The 15,018-nt window shown below is 71.6% G+C and carries 14 protein-coding genes; 8 read left to right on the top strand and 6 right to left on the bottom strand.

Annotated features, from left to right (window positions below; all coding sequences use genetic code 11):
- Nucleotides 1–198 precede the first annotated feature (198 nt).
- Nucleotides 199–1,095: a hypothetical protein gene (locus FNF32_RS02030; RefSeq protein ID WP_131675369.1), complete on the top strand. Its 897-nt coding sequence runs from the start codon at nt 199–201 to the stop codon at nt 1,093–1,095.
- 34 nt (nt 1,096–1,129) lie between these two features.
- On the opposite strand, the gene hemH is transcribed toward FNF32_RS02030, so the two are convergent.
- A complete protein-coding gene (gene hemH, locus FNF32_RS02025) occupies nt 1,130–2,236 on the bottom strand; it encodes a ferrochelatase (RefSeq protein WP_131675368.1) in 1,107 nt (368 codons plus the stop codon).
- Between the two features lie 55 nt (nt 2,237–2,291).
- Nucleotides 2,292–3,149: a methyltransferase domain-containing protein gene (locus tag FNF32_RS02020; protein WP_131675367.1), complete on the bottom strand. Its 858-nt coding sequence runs from the start codon at nt 3,147–3,149 to the stop codon at nt 2,292–2,294.
- On the opposite strand from FNF32_RS02020, the gene FNF32_RS02015 reads away from it, so the two are divergent.
- The 4 genes from FNF32_RS02015 to FNF32_RS02000 all read left to right on the top strand — a co-directional run bounded on the left by FNF32_RS02015 (nt 3,148) and on the right by FNF32_RS02000 (nt 6,925).
- Entirely contained in the window at nt 3,148–3,957 is an 810-nt protein-coding gene (locus FNF32_RS02015) for a double zinc ribbon domain-containing protein (protein WP_246087632.1), read from the top strand. The two genes, FNF32_RS02020 and FNF32_RS02015, sit on opposite strands and share 2 nt — an antisense overlap.
- 270 nt (nt 3,958–4,227) lie before the next feature.
- Nucleotides 4,228–4,650, top strand: coding sequence for an alternative ribosome rescue aminoacyl-tRNA hydrolase ArfB (gene arfB, locus FNF32_RS02010; protein ID WP_131675297.1), 423 nt, complete (start codon nt 4,228–4,230; stop codon nt 4,648–4,650).
- Entirely contained in the window at nt 4,647–5,429 is a 783-nt protein-coding gene (locus FNF32_RS15795) for an NUDIX hydrolase (RefSeq protein WP_342778009.1), read from the top strand. The genes arfB and FNF32_RS15795 overlap by 4 nt, the downstream gene beginning before the upstream one ends.
- Nucleotides 5,430–5,461: 32 nt before the next feature.
- Nucleotides 5,462–6,925 carry an inorganic phosphate transporter gene (locus FNF32_RS02000; RefSeq protein ID WP_131675298.1) on the top strand — a complete coding sequence of 488 codons (1,464 nt, stop codon included), beginning with the start codon at nt 5,462–5,464 and terminating at the stop codon, nt 6,923–6,925.
- A 32-nt stretch (nt 6,926–6,957) separates the two neighbouring features.
- Here the strand turns inward: FNF32_RS02000 and FNF32_RS01995 are convergent, their stop codons facing one another.
- Nucleotides 6,958–7,194 (bottom strand): Lrp/AsnC ligand binding domain-containing protein, encoded by a 237-nt coding sequence (locus FNF32_RS01995; protein WP_131675299.1) that lies wholly within the window; start codon nt 7,192–7,194, stop codon nt 6,958–6,960.
- 278 nt (nt 7,195–7,472) lie between these two features.
- Between FNF32_RS01995 and FNF32_RS01990 the strand changes: the two genes are divergently transcribed.
- The 3 genes from FNF32_RS01990 to FNF32_RS01980 all read left to right on the top strand — a co-directional run bounded on the left by FNF32_RS01990 (nt 7,473) and on the right by FNF32_RS01980 (nt 12,191).
- Complete coding sequence (locus FNF32_RS01990; RefSeq protein ID WP_131675300.1) at nt 7,473–8,645, top strand: aspartate aminotransferase family protein; 1,173 nt, start codon at nt 7,473–7,475, stop codon at nt 8,643–8,645.
- 12 nt (nt 8,646–8,657) lie between these two features.
- Entirely contained in the window at nt 8,658–9,596 is a 939-nt protein-coding gene (locus FNF32_RS01985) for a nucleoside hydrolase (RefSeq protein WP_131675301.1), read from the top strand.
- A 216-nt stretch (nt 9,597–9,812) separates the two neighbouring features.
- Entirely contained in the window at nt 9,813–12,191 is a 2,379-nt protein-coding gene (locus tag FNF32_RS01980) for an AI-2E family transporter (protein WP_131675302.1), read from the top strand.
- Nucleotides 12,192–12,215: 24 nt separating this feature from the next.
- Here the strand turns inward: FNF32_RS01980 and FNF32_RS01975 are convergent, their stop codons facing one another.
- Genes FNF32_RS01975 through FNF32_RS01965 form a run of 3 tightly spaced genes read right to left on the bottom strand, consistent with a single transcriptional unit; the run spans nt 12,216 to nt 15,008 of the window.
- Nucleotides 12,216–13,148, bottom strand: a complete 933-nt coding sequence (locus tag FNF32_RS01975) for a PfkB family carbohydrate kinase (protein WP_131675303.1) — start codon at nt 13,146–13,148, stop codon at nt 12,216–12,218.
- A gap of 1 nt (nt 13,149) precedes the next feature.
- A complete protein-coding gene (locus FNF32_RS01970; protein WP_131675304.1) occupies nt 13,150–13,671 on the bottom strand; it encodes a hypothetical protein in 522 nt (173 codons plus the stop codon).
- A 17-nt stretch (nt 13,672–13,688) separates the two neighbouring features.
- Nucleotides 13,689–15,008: a TFIIB-type zinc ribbon-containing protein gene (locus FNF32_RS01965; RefSeq protein WP_131675305.1), complete on the bottom strand. Its 1,320-nt coding sequence runs from the start codon at nt 15,006–15,008 to the stop codon at nt 13,689–13,691.
- Nucleotides 15,009–15,018: the final 10 nt, after the last annotated feature.

The following is a 15,018-nucleotide window of genomic DNA, read 5'->3' as shown; positions in this document are numbered from 1 at the left end:
GAGGGAAACCCGCGCGTTGGCGTGCAATATAGGGAAGGCGCGCGCGGTTCCCAAGGCGGCGCGGCGGGGACGGCGCGGGGGGTAGGGGGAGAGGCGCTCCCGCGAGCACGGGACATCCCGGCAGGTTGTCGTCTAACCATCGCGCGATGGTCGTAGTCTTTCCCCATTGCCGCCGCTGTATTTTCAACGAGGACATTCATGAGCCGAATAATTGCCTACATGATCACCCATGAGCAGGGGATAAGGGTCACGATGGCCCTGTGCATGCTAGCCGGCTTCATCGTCGGCGCGTCTTTTCTGAACGTGCGACGAGGCATGCGGCGGGTGATCTTCTATGTGTGGCTGACGGTCGTCGTGGTCCTGTCGCTGGTGACCTTTATGACATTGTGGGTCTTGCTGGCTGCAGCCGCGCAGGACGGATACGCGTCGGTCCTCTGCGCCGCCGCGCTGGCGTCGTGGGGGCTGATCGGCGTGCTTCTTTACCGCGTCGCTGCGGCGCGGTCGTTCGACATCCGCGGTGATGCGCGGCGCGCATGGATGGCGTTGATCCCCATCCTGTCCTTGTGGCTGGTGTTCAAGCCCGGACGCGCGCAGCCCGGCGCATCATTGCTGCAGAAACGCAGCTTCGGAACTCGGGTCGGCGACGTCCTGATCGTGCTTGTGGCGATGTTCATCGTTGTCGGGACGCGCGGGCTTGCTGAGAATGTGGTCCAGACAAGCCCGTTCCATCTTCCCGGCGGCGACGAACTCGAGAAGCTGGTCATGCGTGCGCGTCTGCTGGAACGTGACCTCGCATCGTATGCCGATGGCATCAACGCCCAACTCCCGTCCGCGTCAGGGTCCGCTTCCGGGACGGCCATCTCTCTGCTGAGCGCCGAGGCGCAGGGATCGACGCTGCAGCTTGACTTCGTGGCACGAAATGGGGCGGCGCCTGACGATCGGGCAACAGTCGCGGCGTTCTACTGCGACTCTGCAAACCTCGGCTCGGAACTCGGGCGCGGCGCGCAACTTGCGGTCGTCTATACCGCGCCGGACGGCAGCCCCCTTGAGCGCCACGAGATCACGTCTGCAGACTGCAAGGCGACGGAAGACTAAGCGCTGCGGACTGCGCTGCTGGCCGCATACGCGCCTATGCCACCCACCCCGTCAGGTTCTCGGCCACCAGATCCGCCAGCATGGCGATATGCGCGTCGTCGTCGTTCAGGCAGGGGACGTAGGTGAAGCGCTCGCCGCCCGCGCCCTCGAAGGCGTGGCGGATCTCGCCGTTGATCTCCTCCAGCGTCTCGATGCAGTCGGTGGCGAAGGCGGGCGAGATCACGGCGATGTCGGTGATCCCCCGCCGCGCCAGCGCCGCCACATGCTCGACCGTATAGGGCTTCAGCCATTCCTCGCGCCCGAAGATCGACTGGAACGAGGTGTCCACCCGGTCGCCGTCCCAGCCCAGCCGGTCGCGCAGCAGCCGCGTCGTCTTCTGGCACTGGCAGTGATAGGGGTCGCCCTGCATCAGGTAGCGTTTCGGCATCCCGTGGTAGCTGCAGACGAGCTTTTGCGGCCGGTGCCCGCCAAGTGTCCGTTCCACCGACTGCGCCAGCGCGTCGATATAGGCCGGGCGCTCGAAATATTCGGCGACGGTGCGGACGGCGGGCTGGCGGAACTGCTTCATCAGCGCCCGGAACAGCTGGTCGTTGGCGGTCGCGGTCGTGGCGCCCGCGTATTGCGGATAAAGCGGCAGGAACACGATCCGGTCGCAGCCTGCCTCGACCATCCGCGTCAGCACGCTTTCAGTCGAGGGGTTGCCGTAGCGCATGCAGAAATCGACCATCACCCGGTCGCCCCAGCGCGCGGCGCAGGCATCCGCAAGCTTGCCCACCTGCGCCTTGGTCAGCGTCAAGAGCGGGCTTTCGTCCGCCTCGTGGTTCCAGATCGAGCGGTAGTTCGCGCCCGAGGTGAAGGGCCGCCGCATGAGGATGATCCCCTGCAGGATCGGCTGCCACTTCCAGTCGGGCGTGTCCACGACGCGCTTGTCCGACAGGAACTCGTTGAGATAGCGCCGCATCGACCAGTAGTCGTGCCCGTCGGGCGTGCCCAGGTTGGCGATCAGGACGCCCACGCGCCCGTGACGGACGGCGGGATGGCCGGGGGGCGCGTGGCGCGGGGCCTGATTTTGGGCCTCGCCGCGGAACTGGCCCGAAAACTGGTGAGGGGTCGCAGGGTCGGCGCTCGGGTCGTGGGGCATGGTGATCTCTCTGGCGGGCGCGGGGCGCTGGCGGGCGTTCGGGGAAGGGCGCGGTTCAGGTGGCGGGCGTCGGGTCGTCGGATGCGGGCGGCGCCAGCGCGTCGGCCAGCGACATCCGCGCGCTGCCGGGGCGCAGGGGTTTCTGCTGGTTCTCGGCCGGCGCCCATCCGGTCAGGGCGACCAGGTCGAAACCGACCCGCACCCGCCCCGGTTCCTGCGGGTCGGCGGCCGTTTCCGCCAGGATCGCGGCCGCGCGCACGAACACGTCGCGCCGGGCCATGTGACGGGCGCGCAGGGACAGCGCGTTCCCCTCGCCCATCGCGCGCAGGTCGGCGGCCAGGTGGAACAGGTCGCGATAGCTCACCGCCTGCGTCATCTGGTCGGCGACCGGCAGCGCCAGCCCCGCGCGGCCCAACAGCGCGCCAAGGTCGCGGATCTCGCCGAACGGCAGGACGCGGGCGGACAGGCCGCCGGTGATCTCGACCTCGGCCCGGGCCAGCGCGGCGCGCAGGGGGGCAAGGGTCTGGCCGCCCGGCAGCATGGCGATGAACAGCCCGTCGGGGCGCAGCGCGCGGGCGCATTGCACGATCTGCCCCACCGGGTCATCGGCCCAGTGCAGCGCCATCGCGTGGATCACGAGGTCGCGCGAGCCGGGGGCGAGGTCCAGCACCGGATCGTCGCGGATCACCCGCGCGCCCGGAAACGCCGCCGCCCACGGCGCGGCCATTCCCGTCACCACGGCCACGTCCGTAAACGTCCTGTTAATCTCGGCCAGCCTATCCTGGACCTCGTCGAGCGCGAGTCGGTGCAGCCAGTCCTCGGGCGCGGCGGCCGCCCGGTCGCGCTGGCGGATGAGCGCGGCGCGGTCGGTCAGGCGCGGGGCAGAACTGGGGGCGGACGGGGGAACGATCATGGGCCTGCAATCTAGGACGCTTGCCGGGATGATGAAAGCCGCGCTTCCCGGCGCGATGACGGCGGCGCTGCGGATCGTCTATCCCTCGCAGTGCCTTTGCTGCGGCGAGACGGTCGATGCCGACGACGCGCTGTGCCCGGTCTGCTGGCGCGACGCGGACTTCGTGGCCGGATCGGCCTGCGCCCGCTGCGGCGTGCCGCTGCCCGGCGACGGCGAGGGCGGGACCGGCGCGCCCGACGCGGCCCCGCTTTCCTGCGACGATTGCCTGTCGATCGTGCGACCATGGGCCGCAGCCCGCGCGGCGCTGACCTATGCGGGCACCGGGCGGACGCTGGCCCTGGCGCTCAAGCATGCCGACCGGTCGGACCTCGCGCCCGCGCTCGGGCGCTGGCTGGCGCGCGCGGCCGCGCCGCTGGTGGCGCCGGGCGCGCCCGGGCAAGGCGCGCTGGTGGTGCCGGTGCCGGTGCATTTCCGGCGGCTTCTGAAGCGCAAGTACAACCAGGCGGCGCTGATGTCGGCGCAGGTGGCGCGCGTCCACGGCCTGACCCACGCCCCGCGCCTGCTTGCGCGGGTGCGCGCCACGCCGGCGCAGGACCATCGCAGCGTCGCGGACCGCTTTGCCAACGTCGCGGGCGCGATGGCGGTGCCCGCGCAGCACGCCCGGGCCCTGGACGGGCGGCCGGTGCTGCTGGTCGACGACGTGATGACTTCGGGCGCGACGCTGGCGGCGGCGGCCGACGCGCTGCTGGCGGCGGGCAGCGGCCCGGTTTCGGTCGCGGTGCTGTGCCGGGCGGTGAAGGACCGGTAAGATGGGCGCGCCGGTGTGACGGATTTGCGACAGGCGGACCCAGCGGCCCCCCGGGCGGCGCTGTGTGTCTTAAATCATGCGGCGCAGGGGCTTGGGTGCTGCTATGATGCGCGCAGCGCCATCGGGCGGCGGCACGACGGGCCGGGCGCGTCGCGAGTGGCCGGGACATTTTCCGGCGCCGTGGAACGTCCGGCGCGCGCCCGGCTTGTATGCCGCCATCTCTGCAAGCTCGATCTTTCAATTTCATTACAGAACGAACATCTTTCCTCCATGCTTCACGTCACCGACAGCATCGCCATTCAGGAATGGGAGCTTTCCGAGAGCTTCGTCCGGGCCCAGGGGCCGGGCGGGCAGAACGTGAACAAGGTCTCTACCGCGGTCGAGCTGCGGTTCGAGGCCGAGCGTTCCCCGTCGCTGCCCGACCCCGTCAAGCGTCGGCTGCGGGTGCTGGCCGGGCGGCGGTGGACGCTGGACGGCGCGCTGGTCCTGCAGGTGCAGGACACCCGCAGCCAGGCCCGCAACCGCGAGATCGCGCGCGAACGGCTGGCCGACCTGATCCGCGCGGCGTCGGTCGCGCCGGCCAAGCGCATCGCGACCCGCCCCACGCTCGGCAGCCAGCGCCGCCGCCTGACCGCCAAGACGACGCGCGGCGTCGTGAAATCGCTGCGCGGCCGGGTCGAGGTCGAGGAATGAACGGCCGCAGGTCCCGGCGCGTCGCCCGGACGCTGGGCGCGGCGGTGAACGCCGCGCTGGGCGCGGTGCTGGGGTCCGCCCCGCCGCGGATGCAGGTCGGCGCGCTGTGCCGCGACCGGGCCACGGGGCATGTCCTTCTGATCACCAGCCGCGGCACCGGGCGCTGGATCATTCCCAAGGGCTGGCCGATGCCCGGCCGCAGCCTGGCCGACGCCGCGCTGCAGGAGGCGTGGGAAGAAGCCGGCGTCCTGGGCGATCCGGTCCAGCAGGAGCTGGGGCGGTTCGACTATGACAAGGCGCAGGCGGCGGGGTTCGCCGTGCCGGTCGAGGTCCGCGTCTTTCCGGTCTGGGTCCGCAGCCTCGCCGACGACTTCCCCGAGGCCGCAGAGCGCGAGCGCCGCTGGTTCCACCCGGCCGAGGCCGCTCTTCTGGTCGCCGAGCCGCGACTGCGCAAACTGCTGCGCGACCTTGCGAGGTCCGAGATCACGGCGGTCGATGATGGCGGCGCTGATGGCAGGCCAGCGCGCAAGTCGGGGAAGGTAAAACGGCCGGCAGCTTCGGGCGAGCCCGACCGGCGCGGCCGCGACCCCGAGACCGGCCCGGCCCGGCTGGCGGCGAACATGCCAGGCGCGATCATCGACGGTGCGATCATCGACGGCGGGCCAGATGCCGCCACGGACGATCCTTCCGACCGCCCCACCGACCGGCTTGCCGACGACCTCGCCGACCGCATCCTGCCCGCCCTTGCCGCCGTGCGCGGCGCGCCGTCCGCGACTTGAGCGCGCTCGGCAGGCTGCTGCGGTCCGGGACCATGTCCCGGCAGTTCCGCGAGATCCACACGCTCGACAAGGACCTCGAGCGCATTTCCGCGGCCGAGCGGGCGGGCGTGCAAAGCCTGCGCGCGCTGACCCGCACCGGGATCGCCGTCCTGTTCGTGGCCGTCATGGTGGTCGTCGCGGCCGGGATGGCGGCGCGGGGCGGGACGGCCGCGCTGGGTAACCACGTGGGCGTCGCCACGGTCGCGGCGGGGATGGCGCTTGCGATCTATTTCGCGCTGACGATCGGCGCCAACGACGTCAGCAACTCGCTCAGCCCCGCCGTTGGGTCGGGGGCGATCGGGCTGCGCGCGGGCCTGGCCCTGGTCGCGGTGGCCGAGATCGCGGGCGCGGTCCTGGCCGGCGATCGCGTCAGCGCCACGCTGAGCCTGCGGATCGTGAACTCGGCCCAGCTGCTGGCCGACGGGCAGGCGGCCCCCGCCATGCTGGCCGCGCTGCTTGCGGCGGCGATCTGGATGAACCTCGCCACCTGGGCCGGGGCGCCGGTATCCACCACGCACTCGATCGTCGGCGGGATCGCGGGGGCGGGGGTCGCGGTCTATGGGCTGTCGGCGGTGAACTGGGGCGGGGTGGCGGTGATCGCACTGGGCTGGATCGCCTCGCCCGTGGCGGCGGCGCTGGTCGCGGCAGGGCTTCTGGCGCTGGTGCGCGAGCGGATCGGGATGGCGGCCGACCGTGCGGCGGCGGCGCGGCGGTGGTTGCCCGCGATGGTGGCCGCGCTGACCGCGCTTGCGGCGGGGATGCTGATCGGCGGGCCGCTGGGGCAGGGAAAGGCCGTGTCGCTGGTCCTGATGCTGGCGATCGGCGCGGCGGTGCGGGTCGCCGCGCTGGCGCATCTGAACCGCCGCATTGCCGCCGCCGCCCTGATCGGGGCCGAGCCGCGCCAGCGCGACCTGTTCGCGGTGCCGCTGGTGCTGGCGGCGGTGCTGATGGCGTTCGCCCACGGCGCCAACGACGCCAGCAACGTGACCGCGCCGCTGGGCCTGATCCTCGCCGCCGCCGGTCAGGCGGGCGGCGCGCCGGCCGGGTCTGCGTTGCAGCCGATAGCGACGCTGGCGGCGGGCGGCGGGCTTGCGCTTGGCGGGCTTCTGTTCGGGCGGCGGCTGGTGGTCATGGTCGGCAGCCGCATCACCCGGCTGAACCCGGTGCGCGCGTTCTGCGTGTCGCTGGGCACCAGCGCCGTCGTCATCGGCGCGTCCTGGCTGGGCCTGCCCGTGTCCACCACCCACGTCGCCGTGGGCGGCGTCTTCGGCGTCGGCTTCTACCGCGAGTGGGAGGATCGGCGCCGCAAGCGCGACCGCAAGGCGCTGCCGGTCGAGGAAACCCGCCGCCGCACGCTGGTGCGCCGTGCGCATGTGCGCCGGATCCTGTTCGCCTGGGCGATCACGCTGCCCGCGTCGGCGTCGCTGGCGGCGCTGTTCGGCACGATGATGCGCTGAACCTGAGTTGGGAACGCCCCCCAGAACGCCGCTCAGAACGCCTTGAACGTCATCGTGGTCTGGGTGCGGCAGATGTCGGCGATGTCGAACAGCCGGTCGTTTAGGAACCGGCCCACGTCCTGATCCTCGGGGATATAGACCTTGGCGAGCAGGTCGAAGTCGCCCGAGGTCGAATACAGCTCGCTCACCACCTCGCGCTGGTAGATCTCGTCGGCGACGGCGTAGGTCCGGCCGGGGGTGCAGCGGATCTGGACGAAGACGGGACGCATCGGGCACCTGTGGGCGGCGGCGGGGACCACGCGACCGTAGCGCGGCGCGCCCGCCCCGGCCAGCCCTGCGCGATGCCGATATTGCGCCGCCCCGCCATCCGCCGTAAGCCGTCGCCATGACCGCACGGACCGCCCGCACCCGCAGCCCGCGACGCTGACCCGCAGATGGCTTCCGTCAAGCCATCCGCCGCGTCTGCCCCTGCGTGCCCGCCCTCCGCCGTTCTGTTCCCACCCCATCCACGCCCGGCCACGGGCTGCCAACCGCAAAGGACCGACCCATGATCGACGCCGTCCTGCCGACCTACAACCGCGCGCCCCTGTCGTTCGAACGCGGCGAAGGGGCTTGGGCCATCACCGCGGACGGCAGCCGATACCTGGATCTGGGCGCGGGGATCGCGGTCAACTCGCTCGGACACGCCAACCCGGACCTGGTCGCCGCGCTGACCGCGCAGGCGGGGCGGATCTGGCACACCTCGAACGTCTATCAGATCCCGCAGCAGCAGGCGCTGGCCGAAAAGCTGGTGGCGGCGACCTTCGCCGACACGGTGTTCGTCACCAACTCGGGCACCGAGGCGGCGGAGCTGACGATCAAGATGGTCCGCAAGTACTGGGACCACGCGGGCGATCCCGACCGGATCGAGATCGTGACCTTCGCGGGCGCGTTCCACGGCCGCTCGACCGGCGCGATCGCGGCGGCGGGGTCGGAAAAGATGACCAAGGGCTTCGGCCCGCTGATGCCCGGCTTCCACCAGGTCCCGTGGGACGACGCGGCCGCGCTGCGCGAGGCGGTGACCGGCCGCACCGCCGCGATCATGGTCGAGCCGCTGCAGGGAGAGGGCGGCATCCGCCCGCTGTCGGACGAGACGCTGCGCGCGATGGCCGACCTGCGCGAGGCGACCGGCTGCCTGATCGTCTTTGACGAGGTGCAAAGCGGGATGGGCCGCACCGGGCGGCTGTTCGCGCATGAATGGACCGGGGTCACGCCCGACATCATGATGGTCGCCAAGGGGATCGGGGGCGGCTTCCCCTTGGGCGCGGTGCTTGCGACGGAACGGGCCGCGTCCGGCATGACCGTGGGCAGCCACGGCTCGACCTATGGCGGCAACCCGCTGGCCTGCGCCGTCGGCTGCAAGGTCGTCGACATCATCGCCGACGACGCCTTTCTGGCCGACGTGAACCGCAAGGCCGGGCTGATGCGGCAAAAGCTCGAAGGGCTGGTCGCAAGCCACCCCGACGTGTTCGAGGCGGTGCGCGGGCAGGGGCTGATGCTGGGGCTCAGGTGCAAGGTCGCCCCGTCCGAGGTCGTGAACGCGGGCTATGACGAGCAGGTGCTGACCGTGGGCGCGGCCGACAACGTCGTGCGTCTGCTGCCGCCGCTGACCATCACCGACGACGAGATTGCCGAGGCGGTGGCGCGGCTCGACCGGGCCGCCGCGCGGCTGGAAGCTTAAGGAAAACTGGCGATGACGACCCTGATCCTCGATACCGACGGCGGCGTGGACGACGCGCAGGCGCTGCTGATGCTGCTGGCAAACGGCCGCGTGCCGGACGCGATCACGACCGTGTTCGGCAACGTGCCGCTGGCGCAGGCGACCGACAACATCCTGGCGGTGCTGGCGGTGGCGGGGGCGGACGTGCCGGTCCATGCGGGCGCGGTCCAGCCGCTGGCGCAGGCGCCCGTCCACGCGCAGTACATCCACGGCGACGACGGCCTGGGCGGCGCCCCGCGCCCGCCCGCGCAGGGCGTGCCCGCCGGCCACGACGCGCCGGGCTTCATCTGCGATCAGGCCCGCGCCGCGGCCGAGCAGGGCGCGGTCGTGGACCTGCTGATGATCGGGCCGCTCACGAACCTCGCGCTGGCGCTGCACCGCGATCCGGGGATCGTGCGGGGCCTGGGCCGCGTCACCATCATGGGCGGCACGCTGAACGGGCGCGGCAACACGACGCCCGCGGCCGAGTTCAACATCTTCGCCGACCCCGAGGCGGCGGCGGTCGTGTTCCGCGCCGGGCTCACGATCACGCTGGTCCCGTGGGAACCCTGCACCACGCATTTCATCCCCGGTCCCGCGCTGGACGAGATGCTGGCGGACATTCCCGAAGGCCCGCTGCGCGATTTCGGCCGCGCACTGGCCGACCATTCCCGCCGCACCCACCTGTTCTACGAGGGGCGCGACGACGTGATGAAATACGTCGATACCCTGGCCGCCGCGATCGTGATCGACCCCGCCATCGTGACCGGGCGGATCGAGGCGAGCGTGGACGTGGCGCTTGCGCCGGGGATCACGCGCGGGATGACCGTGGTGGACCCGTCCGGGCGGCTGGGAACGGCGCGGGTGGACGTGGTGGAAACCGCCGACGGCGCGGCGCTGGACGCGATCTATCGCCGCTCGCTCGGCGGCTGATCGGGCCGCCCGGCGCGCGGGGGGGGCCGCGCGCTGTGGCTTTCCCGCACCCCGGCCCCGATATCGCGCGTCCCTGCCGGAACCCTGCGCGCCCGTGACGGCTTGATTGCTGCGGACGGCATCGGCGCGCGTCGCGGGCGCATTCGCGCCGGTCGGCGCCGCTGACGGCCGCGCCCCGCGTCGCCCCACCACCACCATTTCATTTCCGGTGCCAGCGTGATCCCACCCCTGCCGAACCCCCGCACCGATCCCATGCAGGCGGGCCAGGAAACCGACGTCGTCAAGCTCGCCGCCGGGCTCATCATCGTGACCATCGTCGTGTCCGCCCTGTATCTGGGGCAGACGGTCCTGATCCCGCTGGCGATCGCGTTCCTCATCAGCTTCGTCCTCAGCCCGCTCGTGACCTGGATGCAGCGGCGGGGCCTGTCGCGCATCCTGGCGCTCGCGCTGACGATCCTGCTAGTGCTGGCGTTCATCGCCGGGATGGGCACGATCCTCGCGTTGCAGGTGACGACGCTCAGCCAGGAACTGCCGACCTACCAGTCCACGATCCGCGCCAAGATCGAAAGCCTCGGCTCGCAGATGGAAGGGCCCGGCGTCTTCACCGGCGTGATCGAGACGTTCGACACCGTCCAGCGCGAGGTCACGCAGGTCTTTTCGGGCGGGTCCAGCACCGTGGACGACCTTGACCGGGTGCGCGTGGTGCCCGAGCCGGTGTCGCCATTCAAGACCGCGATCCAGTGGCTGACGCCCGCGCTCGCCCCCATCGCCACGACCGGCATCGTCCTGGTGTTCGTGGTGCTGATCCTGCTCGATCAGGGCGACCTGCGCGACCGGCTGCTGCGGATGCTGGGCGGAAACCTGTTCCGGTCCACCGACGCGCTTGAGGAAGCGGGCAAGCGGATCTCGAAATACCTGCTGATGCAGCTGCTGGTGAACGTGACCTACGGCCTGCCGATGGCGCTGGGGCTGTACCTGATCGGGGTGCCGGGCTGGATCCTGTGGGGCTCGCTCGCCGCCGTCATGCGGTTCATTCCGTATGTCGGCCCGATCCTGTCGGCGGTGTTCCCGCTGAGCCTCGCCTTCGCGGTCGATCCCGGCTGGGACATGGTGATCTACACGGCCGCGCTGCTGCTGGTGCTGGAACTGGTGTCCAGCAACATCATCGAGCCGCTGCTTTACGGCACCAGCACCGGGCTGTCGGCGCTGTCGCTGATCGCGGCGGCGACGTTCTGGACCGCGATCTGGGGGCCGGTCGGGCTGATCCTGTCCACGCCGCTGACCGTGTGCCTGCTGGTCGTCGGCCGCTACATTCCGCAGCTGTCGGTGCTGGAAACGCTGCTCGGGTCCAGCCCGGCGCTAAGCCGGCAGACGCGGATCTACCAGCGCCTGATCGCCAACGCGCCGGACGACGCGCTCGACATCGCCGACGAGGCGATCGAGGAAACCTCGCTCACCCGCTTTTACAGCGAGGAAGGCATGGACGTGCTGCGTCAGGCCAGCAACGACTATATCAACAACGCCCGGGCCGAGCATCGGCTGCGCTTTTCCAGCGGCATGGACGAACTGCTCGAGGAACTGCGCGGCGAATACCCCGCCCCGGTGGCCGAGGACGCGCCCCCGCGTGTGGCCTGCATCGCGGGCAAGTGGGAAATCGACCGCCAGGCCTGCGAGATGCTGGGCCACGCGCTGCGGATGGACGGGATCGCCGCGACCGAACGGGCGGCGGGCACGATCTCGTCGCGCCGGGTGGACGGGCTGGAACTCGCGGGCGTCGAGGTCGCGCTCATCAGCTTCTTCAGTGGCGAGCCGGATGCCGCCGCCCGCAACCTCGCCCGCCGCATCCGCGCGCGCTGGCCGCAGGTGAAGATCGTGATGGGCCTGTGGAACGTGCCGCTTGCGGACCTGACCGCCGCGCGGCGCGAGGCGCTGGGCGCGGACGCGATCGTCGCCTCGATCGACGAGGCGGTGCAGCGGATCACGCTGATGATCCGGCACACGGCCGCGGGCGCGGTGCAGGTGGTGCAGGACCCCAAGGCCGCCGCCACCCGCAGCCAGGCGCTGGCGGGCGTGTCGCTGGCCGACCCGGCGCTGCGCGAGGATCTGGACGACTTGGCCAAGCGGGCGGCCGACGTGTTCGACGTGGACACCGCCGCCGTCCTTGCCATCGAGGCGCAGCACGAGCTTGTCATCGGCGCGAGCCACGACCTGCCCGGCGCGCGCACCAGCGACGGGCGCGACCTGATCTTGCTGCCGCACGGCGCGCCGATCGCCGCCCAGCTTCTGGACGACGGCACGCCCTGGATGGTCCCCGACATCGAGCGCGAGCCGCTGCTGGCCGAGAACCCGGTACTGCGGGCGTGGAAGGCCCGCGCGCTTGCCGCCGCGCCGCTGCGGCAGGCGGACGGCGTGATCCTTGGCGCGCTGTGCCTGATGCACGACGAGATCCGCGAGATGGACGACGACGAGCTGCGGCTGCTGGAAACGCTGGCGGCCGAGGTCGCCGAGCGCCTGACGGGCGAGGAGCCTGCGCCGATCAGCACCATGCCGCCCGAAGTGCCGTCGGCGCGGACCGGGCAGAAGGTGCCGGACTGACGGTCTGCGACTGAAGGGTTCGCGTCAGGCCGGATCGGGCGTCGGCAGGTCGCGCCGCCACGGCGGGTCGGCGCCCTGCCGCCCCACGGTTGCGGCCGCCATGCGGATGCCGCTTGCGACCGCGCGGTCGAGGTCGTCGTCGCTCGCGCGGTCCAGCCCGTCCAGCGCGCCCGCCGCCTGAAGCGCGGCCAGGAACCCCGCGTTGAAGCTGTCGCCCGCGCCGATCGTATCGACGACCGGCACCCGCAGCGCCGGCCGCTGAAGGGGCGGGCGGCCCGCCCGCCGCAGCGCCGCCCCGTCGCCGCCTTGCGTGTGCAGCACGATTGCCCCGGTCCGGTCCGCCAACGCCTGCGCCGCCTCGGCCGGGGCCGCGCCGGGGGCCAGCCAGTCAAGATCGTCCGACGACAGTTTCACCACCGCCGCCAGCGCGAACAGCCGGTCCAGCCGCGCGCGCAGCGACGCCGGATCGTCGATCAGCGCCGGGCGCAGGTTCGGGTCGATCATCACCGGCAGGCGGGCGCGCGCGGCCTGATGTGCCAGCGCCTCGATCGCCGAACCGGCGGGCTCGATCGCAAGGCTGATGCCGCCGATGAACAGCGCCCGCGTTCCCAGCGGCAGCTGGCGCGGCGTTTCCAGCGGTGCCGGGGCCAGCGCGGTCGCCGTGGTGCCGGTCAGGCGAAAGTCGTAGCTGGCGTTCCCGTCCCGCAGCGTCACGTGGGCGGACGCGGTGGGCAGGTCGGTGTCCGGGCAGGCGCGGGTGTCCACGCCCGCCTCGTCCAGAAGCGCGCGCAGGCGGCGGCCGTGAGCGTCGGTGGACAGGGGCCACAGGTAGCCCGCGCGCGCGTCCAGCCGCCCCAGCCCCAGCGCGGTGTTGAAGACCGCGCCCCCCGGCAGCGCAGCCGGGCCGTCAGGCCCCGGCACCACGTCCACCAGCGATTCCCCCGCGCAAAGGATCATCTTACCCGTTCCCGTTCCCGTCACCGCCCGCGGCGCGAGCGGCCGAGTCTTGCGCGGCTTCCTCCTCGGCCGCAAGGCGGCGGATGTGGGCGGCGAAGTCGGGATCCTCGCCCGGCAGCATCGCCGGCAGGCTTTCGCGGAAATCGTCCCGGCGAACCCATTCGCGCATGAAATCCTCCCACGACAGCCAGCGGCGCAGCTTCTTGCCGGTCAGGTTTTCCTCGTAGGTCAGCAGGAAGGCGCGCTCGAACAGCGACGTCAGGATCTCGAACATCGCGCGCATCCGGTCCTGCTGTTCGGGGTTCAGGCCGCGGGTGCTGTCGGGCGAGCGCAGCTTGAGGTCGGGGTTGTCGATCACGAGCTTGAGGAAGTCGGTGTAGGCGGCGGCGAGAAGCTCGTTGACCTCCTCCTCCTCAACCTCGCGCGCCTTTCGACGGTCCGCGACATAGACGAGGATGGCGAAGGGCAGGCCAAGCGCGGTGACGATGGCGCTCAGCAGTTCCCAGAAGTCCTTCAGGTCCATGATCGGGTCCGGGGCGGTCAGACTTGCGCGCCCTGGCCCGGCGGCATGCCACGGCCCGGCGGGGCGCGGCCGTCCGCCGCCAGCGCCAGCGTCGCCGAGGCGGGCGCATCGGTGGTCGCGCCCAGGCGGATATACCCCGAATCCTCGGCCAGAAGCGCCACCACCGCCGCCACGATCAGCGCCGCGATGATCGCCAGCGCGATCTTCCACGTGGAATAGGGCCGGTCGCCGTGGACCCGGCCCGACTGGCCGTTGACGACGAAGCGGTAGCTCTTGCCGTTGTACTTGTAGGCGGCGGTCCAGATCGGCAGCAGGACGTGCTTGAACGTCTCGGCGCTGTGGCGGGTCTGCATGTCGGAAATCTGCTGCACGTCGCCGCCGATGTCGCGGCGCACGTCGCGGGCGATCACGCCCTCCATTTCCTGGTGGGCGATGCCGCGGCCGTCGGCGAGGGGGACGGTGTAGCCCTCGGCCGACAGCCCGGCCAGGTATTCGGGCCGGTAGGGCACGAGGTCCGACAGGTCCCACGGCGTCAGCGCGTCGGTGAAGCGGCGCGGCAGCGAGGTGGTGGCCAGCACCAGCACGTCGTTGAACGACCGCGCGACCTGCCCCGAGGCGGGATACCAGCGGGTCCGCTGCACCTGCTGCGCCACCCGCTGCTGGCGGCCGTTGACCATCATCGAGACGTACACCGTCTCATAGTAGAACTCGCCGCGCCGGCCGGTATAGGCGGTGCGGGTGTCGGCGTCGAAGGTCCAGAACGGCGAATAGACCCCCGTCATCCGCCGCCCGCGGCGGGCATAGGCGGTCAGCCCGTTCGGCGCGAACCACAGGCTTTTCAGCCAGTCCTCGAGCGCGGCCTTGGCCTGAGTTTCCGATAGTGCGAAGGGAAGGACGCCCTGCGGCTTGATCTGGCGGGTGGCGCCGGTGTCGGTGACGACCGGGGTCGCGCAGAACGGGCAGCGGTCGGAATGGGTGTCGGGCCCGAACTCGATCTTGGCGCCGCAGTTGGGACAGCTGAGCGTGCGGATGGTCTGCGCGATGGTGCTGCCCGCGTCGATCCGCAGACCCTGTTCAAGCGGGATCTCGGTCAGCGTGGGTGCCTTGTGGCTGGCGTCCCATTGCAGCGCGCGCCCGGTCGAGGGGTCGGCCAGCAGCACGTCGTCGCCCGGAACGCCCCCGCCCGCCTGCCGTCCGGGCGCCCGCGCGGCCCCCGGCGAGATCGTCTGCCGGTGCCCGCAATAGGAACAGACGAGCGCGTTCTGCCCCGGCGCGAACTGCAGCGACGAGCCGCAATTCTCGCACGGGTAGCGGTATTCGGTGGGGGGCGTCGGCATGCGGCGTCGG

This window comes from Paracoccus marinus, assembly GCF_007018965.1.
GTDB classification, from domain to species: Bacteria; Pseudomonadota; Alphaproteobacteria; order Rhodobacterales; family Rhodobacteraceae; genus Paracoccus; species Paracoccus marinus.
The sequence above is the reverse complement of the archived record's forward strand: the minus strand, read 5'-3'. Positions and strand labels throughout refer to the sequence as shown.

What these genes read in the sequence shown, in the direction of transcription:
- FNF32_RS02030 (WP_131675369.1), top strand. Translation starts at nt 199, where the DNA reads ATGAGCCGAATAATTGCCTACATGATCACCCATGAGCAGGGGATAAGG.
- hemH (WP_131675368.1), bottom strand. Translation starts at nt 2,236, where the DNA reads ATGCCCCACGACCCGAGCGCCGACCCTGCGACCCCTCACCAGTTTTCG.
- FNF32_RS02015 (WP_246087632.1), top strand. Translation starts at nt 3,148, where the DNA reads ATGGGCCTGCAATCTAGGACGCTTGCCGGGATGATGAAAGCCGCGCTT.
- FNF32_RS02020 (WP_131675367.1), bottom strand. Translation starts at nt 3,149, where the DNA reads ATGATCGTTCCCCCGTCCGCCCCCAGTTCTGCCCCGCGCCTGACCGAC.
- arfB (WP_131675297.1), top strand. Translation starts at nt 4,228, where the DNA reads ATGCTTCACGTCACCGACAGCATCGCCATTCAGGAATGGGAGCTTTCC.
- FNF32_RS15795 (WP_342778009.1), top strand. Translation starts at nt 4,647, where the DNA reads ATGAACGGCCGCAGGTCCCGGCGCGTCGCCCGGACGCTGGGCGCGGCG.
- FNF32_RS02000 (WP_131675298.1), top strand. Translation starts at nt 5,462, where the DNA reads ATGTCCCGGCAGTTCCGCGAGATCCACACGCTCGACAAGGACCTCGAG.
- FNF32_RS01995 (WP_131675299.1), bottom strand. Translation starts at nt 7,194, where the DNA reads ATGCGTCCCGTCTTCGTCCAGATCCGCTGCACCCCCGGCCGGACCTAC.
- FNF32_RS01990 (WP_131675300.1), top strand. Translation starts at nt 7,473, where the DNA reads ATGATCGACGCCGTCCTGCCGACCTACAACCGCGCGCCCCTGTCGTTC.
- FNF32_RS01985 (WP_131675301.1), top strand. Translation starts at nt 8,658, where the DNA reads ATGACGACCCTGATCCTCGATACCGACGGCGGCGTGGACGACGCGCAG.
- FNF32_RS01975 (WP_131675303.1), bottom strand. Translation starts at nt 13,148, where the DNA reads ATGATCCTTTGCGCGGGGGAATCGCTGGTGGACGTGGTGCCGGGGCCT.
- FNF32_RS01970 (WP_131675304.1), bottom strand. Translation starts at nt 13,671, where the DNA reads ATGGACCTGAAGGACTTCTGGGAACTGCTGAGCGCCATCGTCACCGCG.
- FNF32_RS01965 (WP_131675305.1), bottom strand. Translation starts at nt 15,008, where the DNA reads ATGCCGACGCCCCCCACCGAATACCGCTACCCGTGCGAGAATTGCGGC.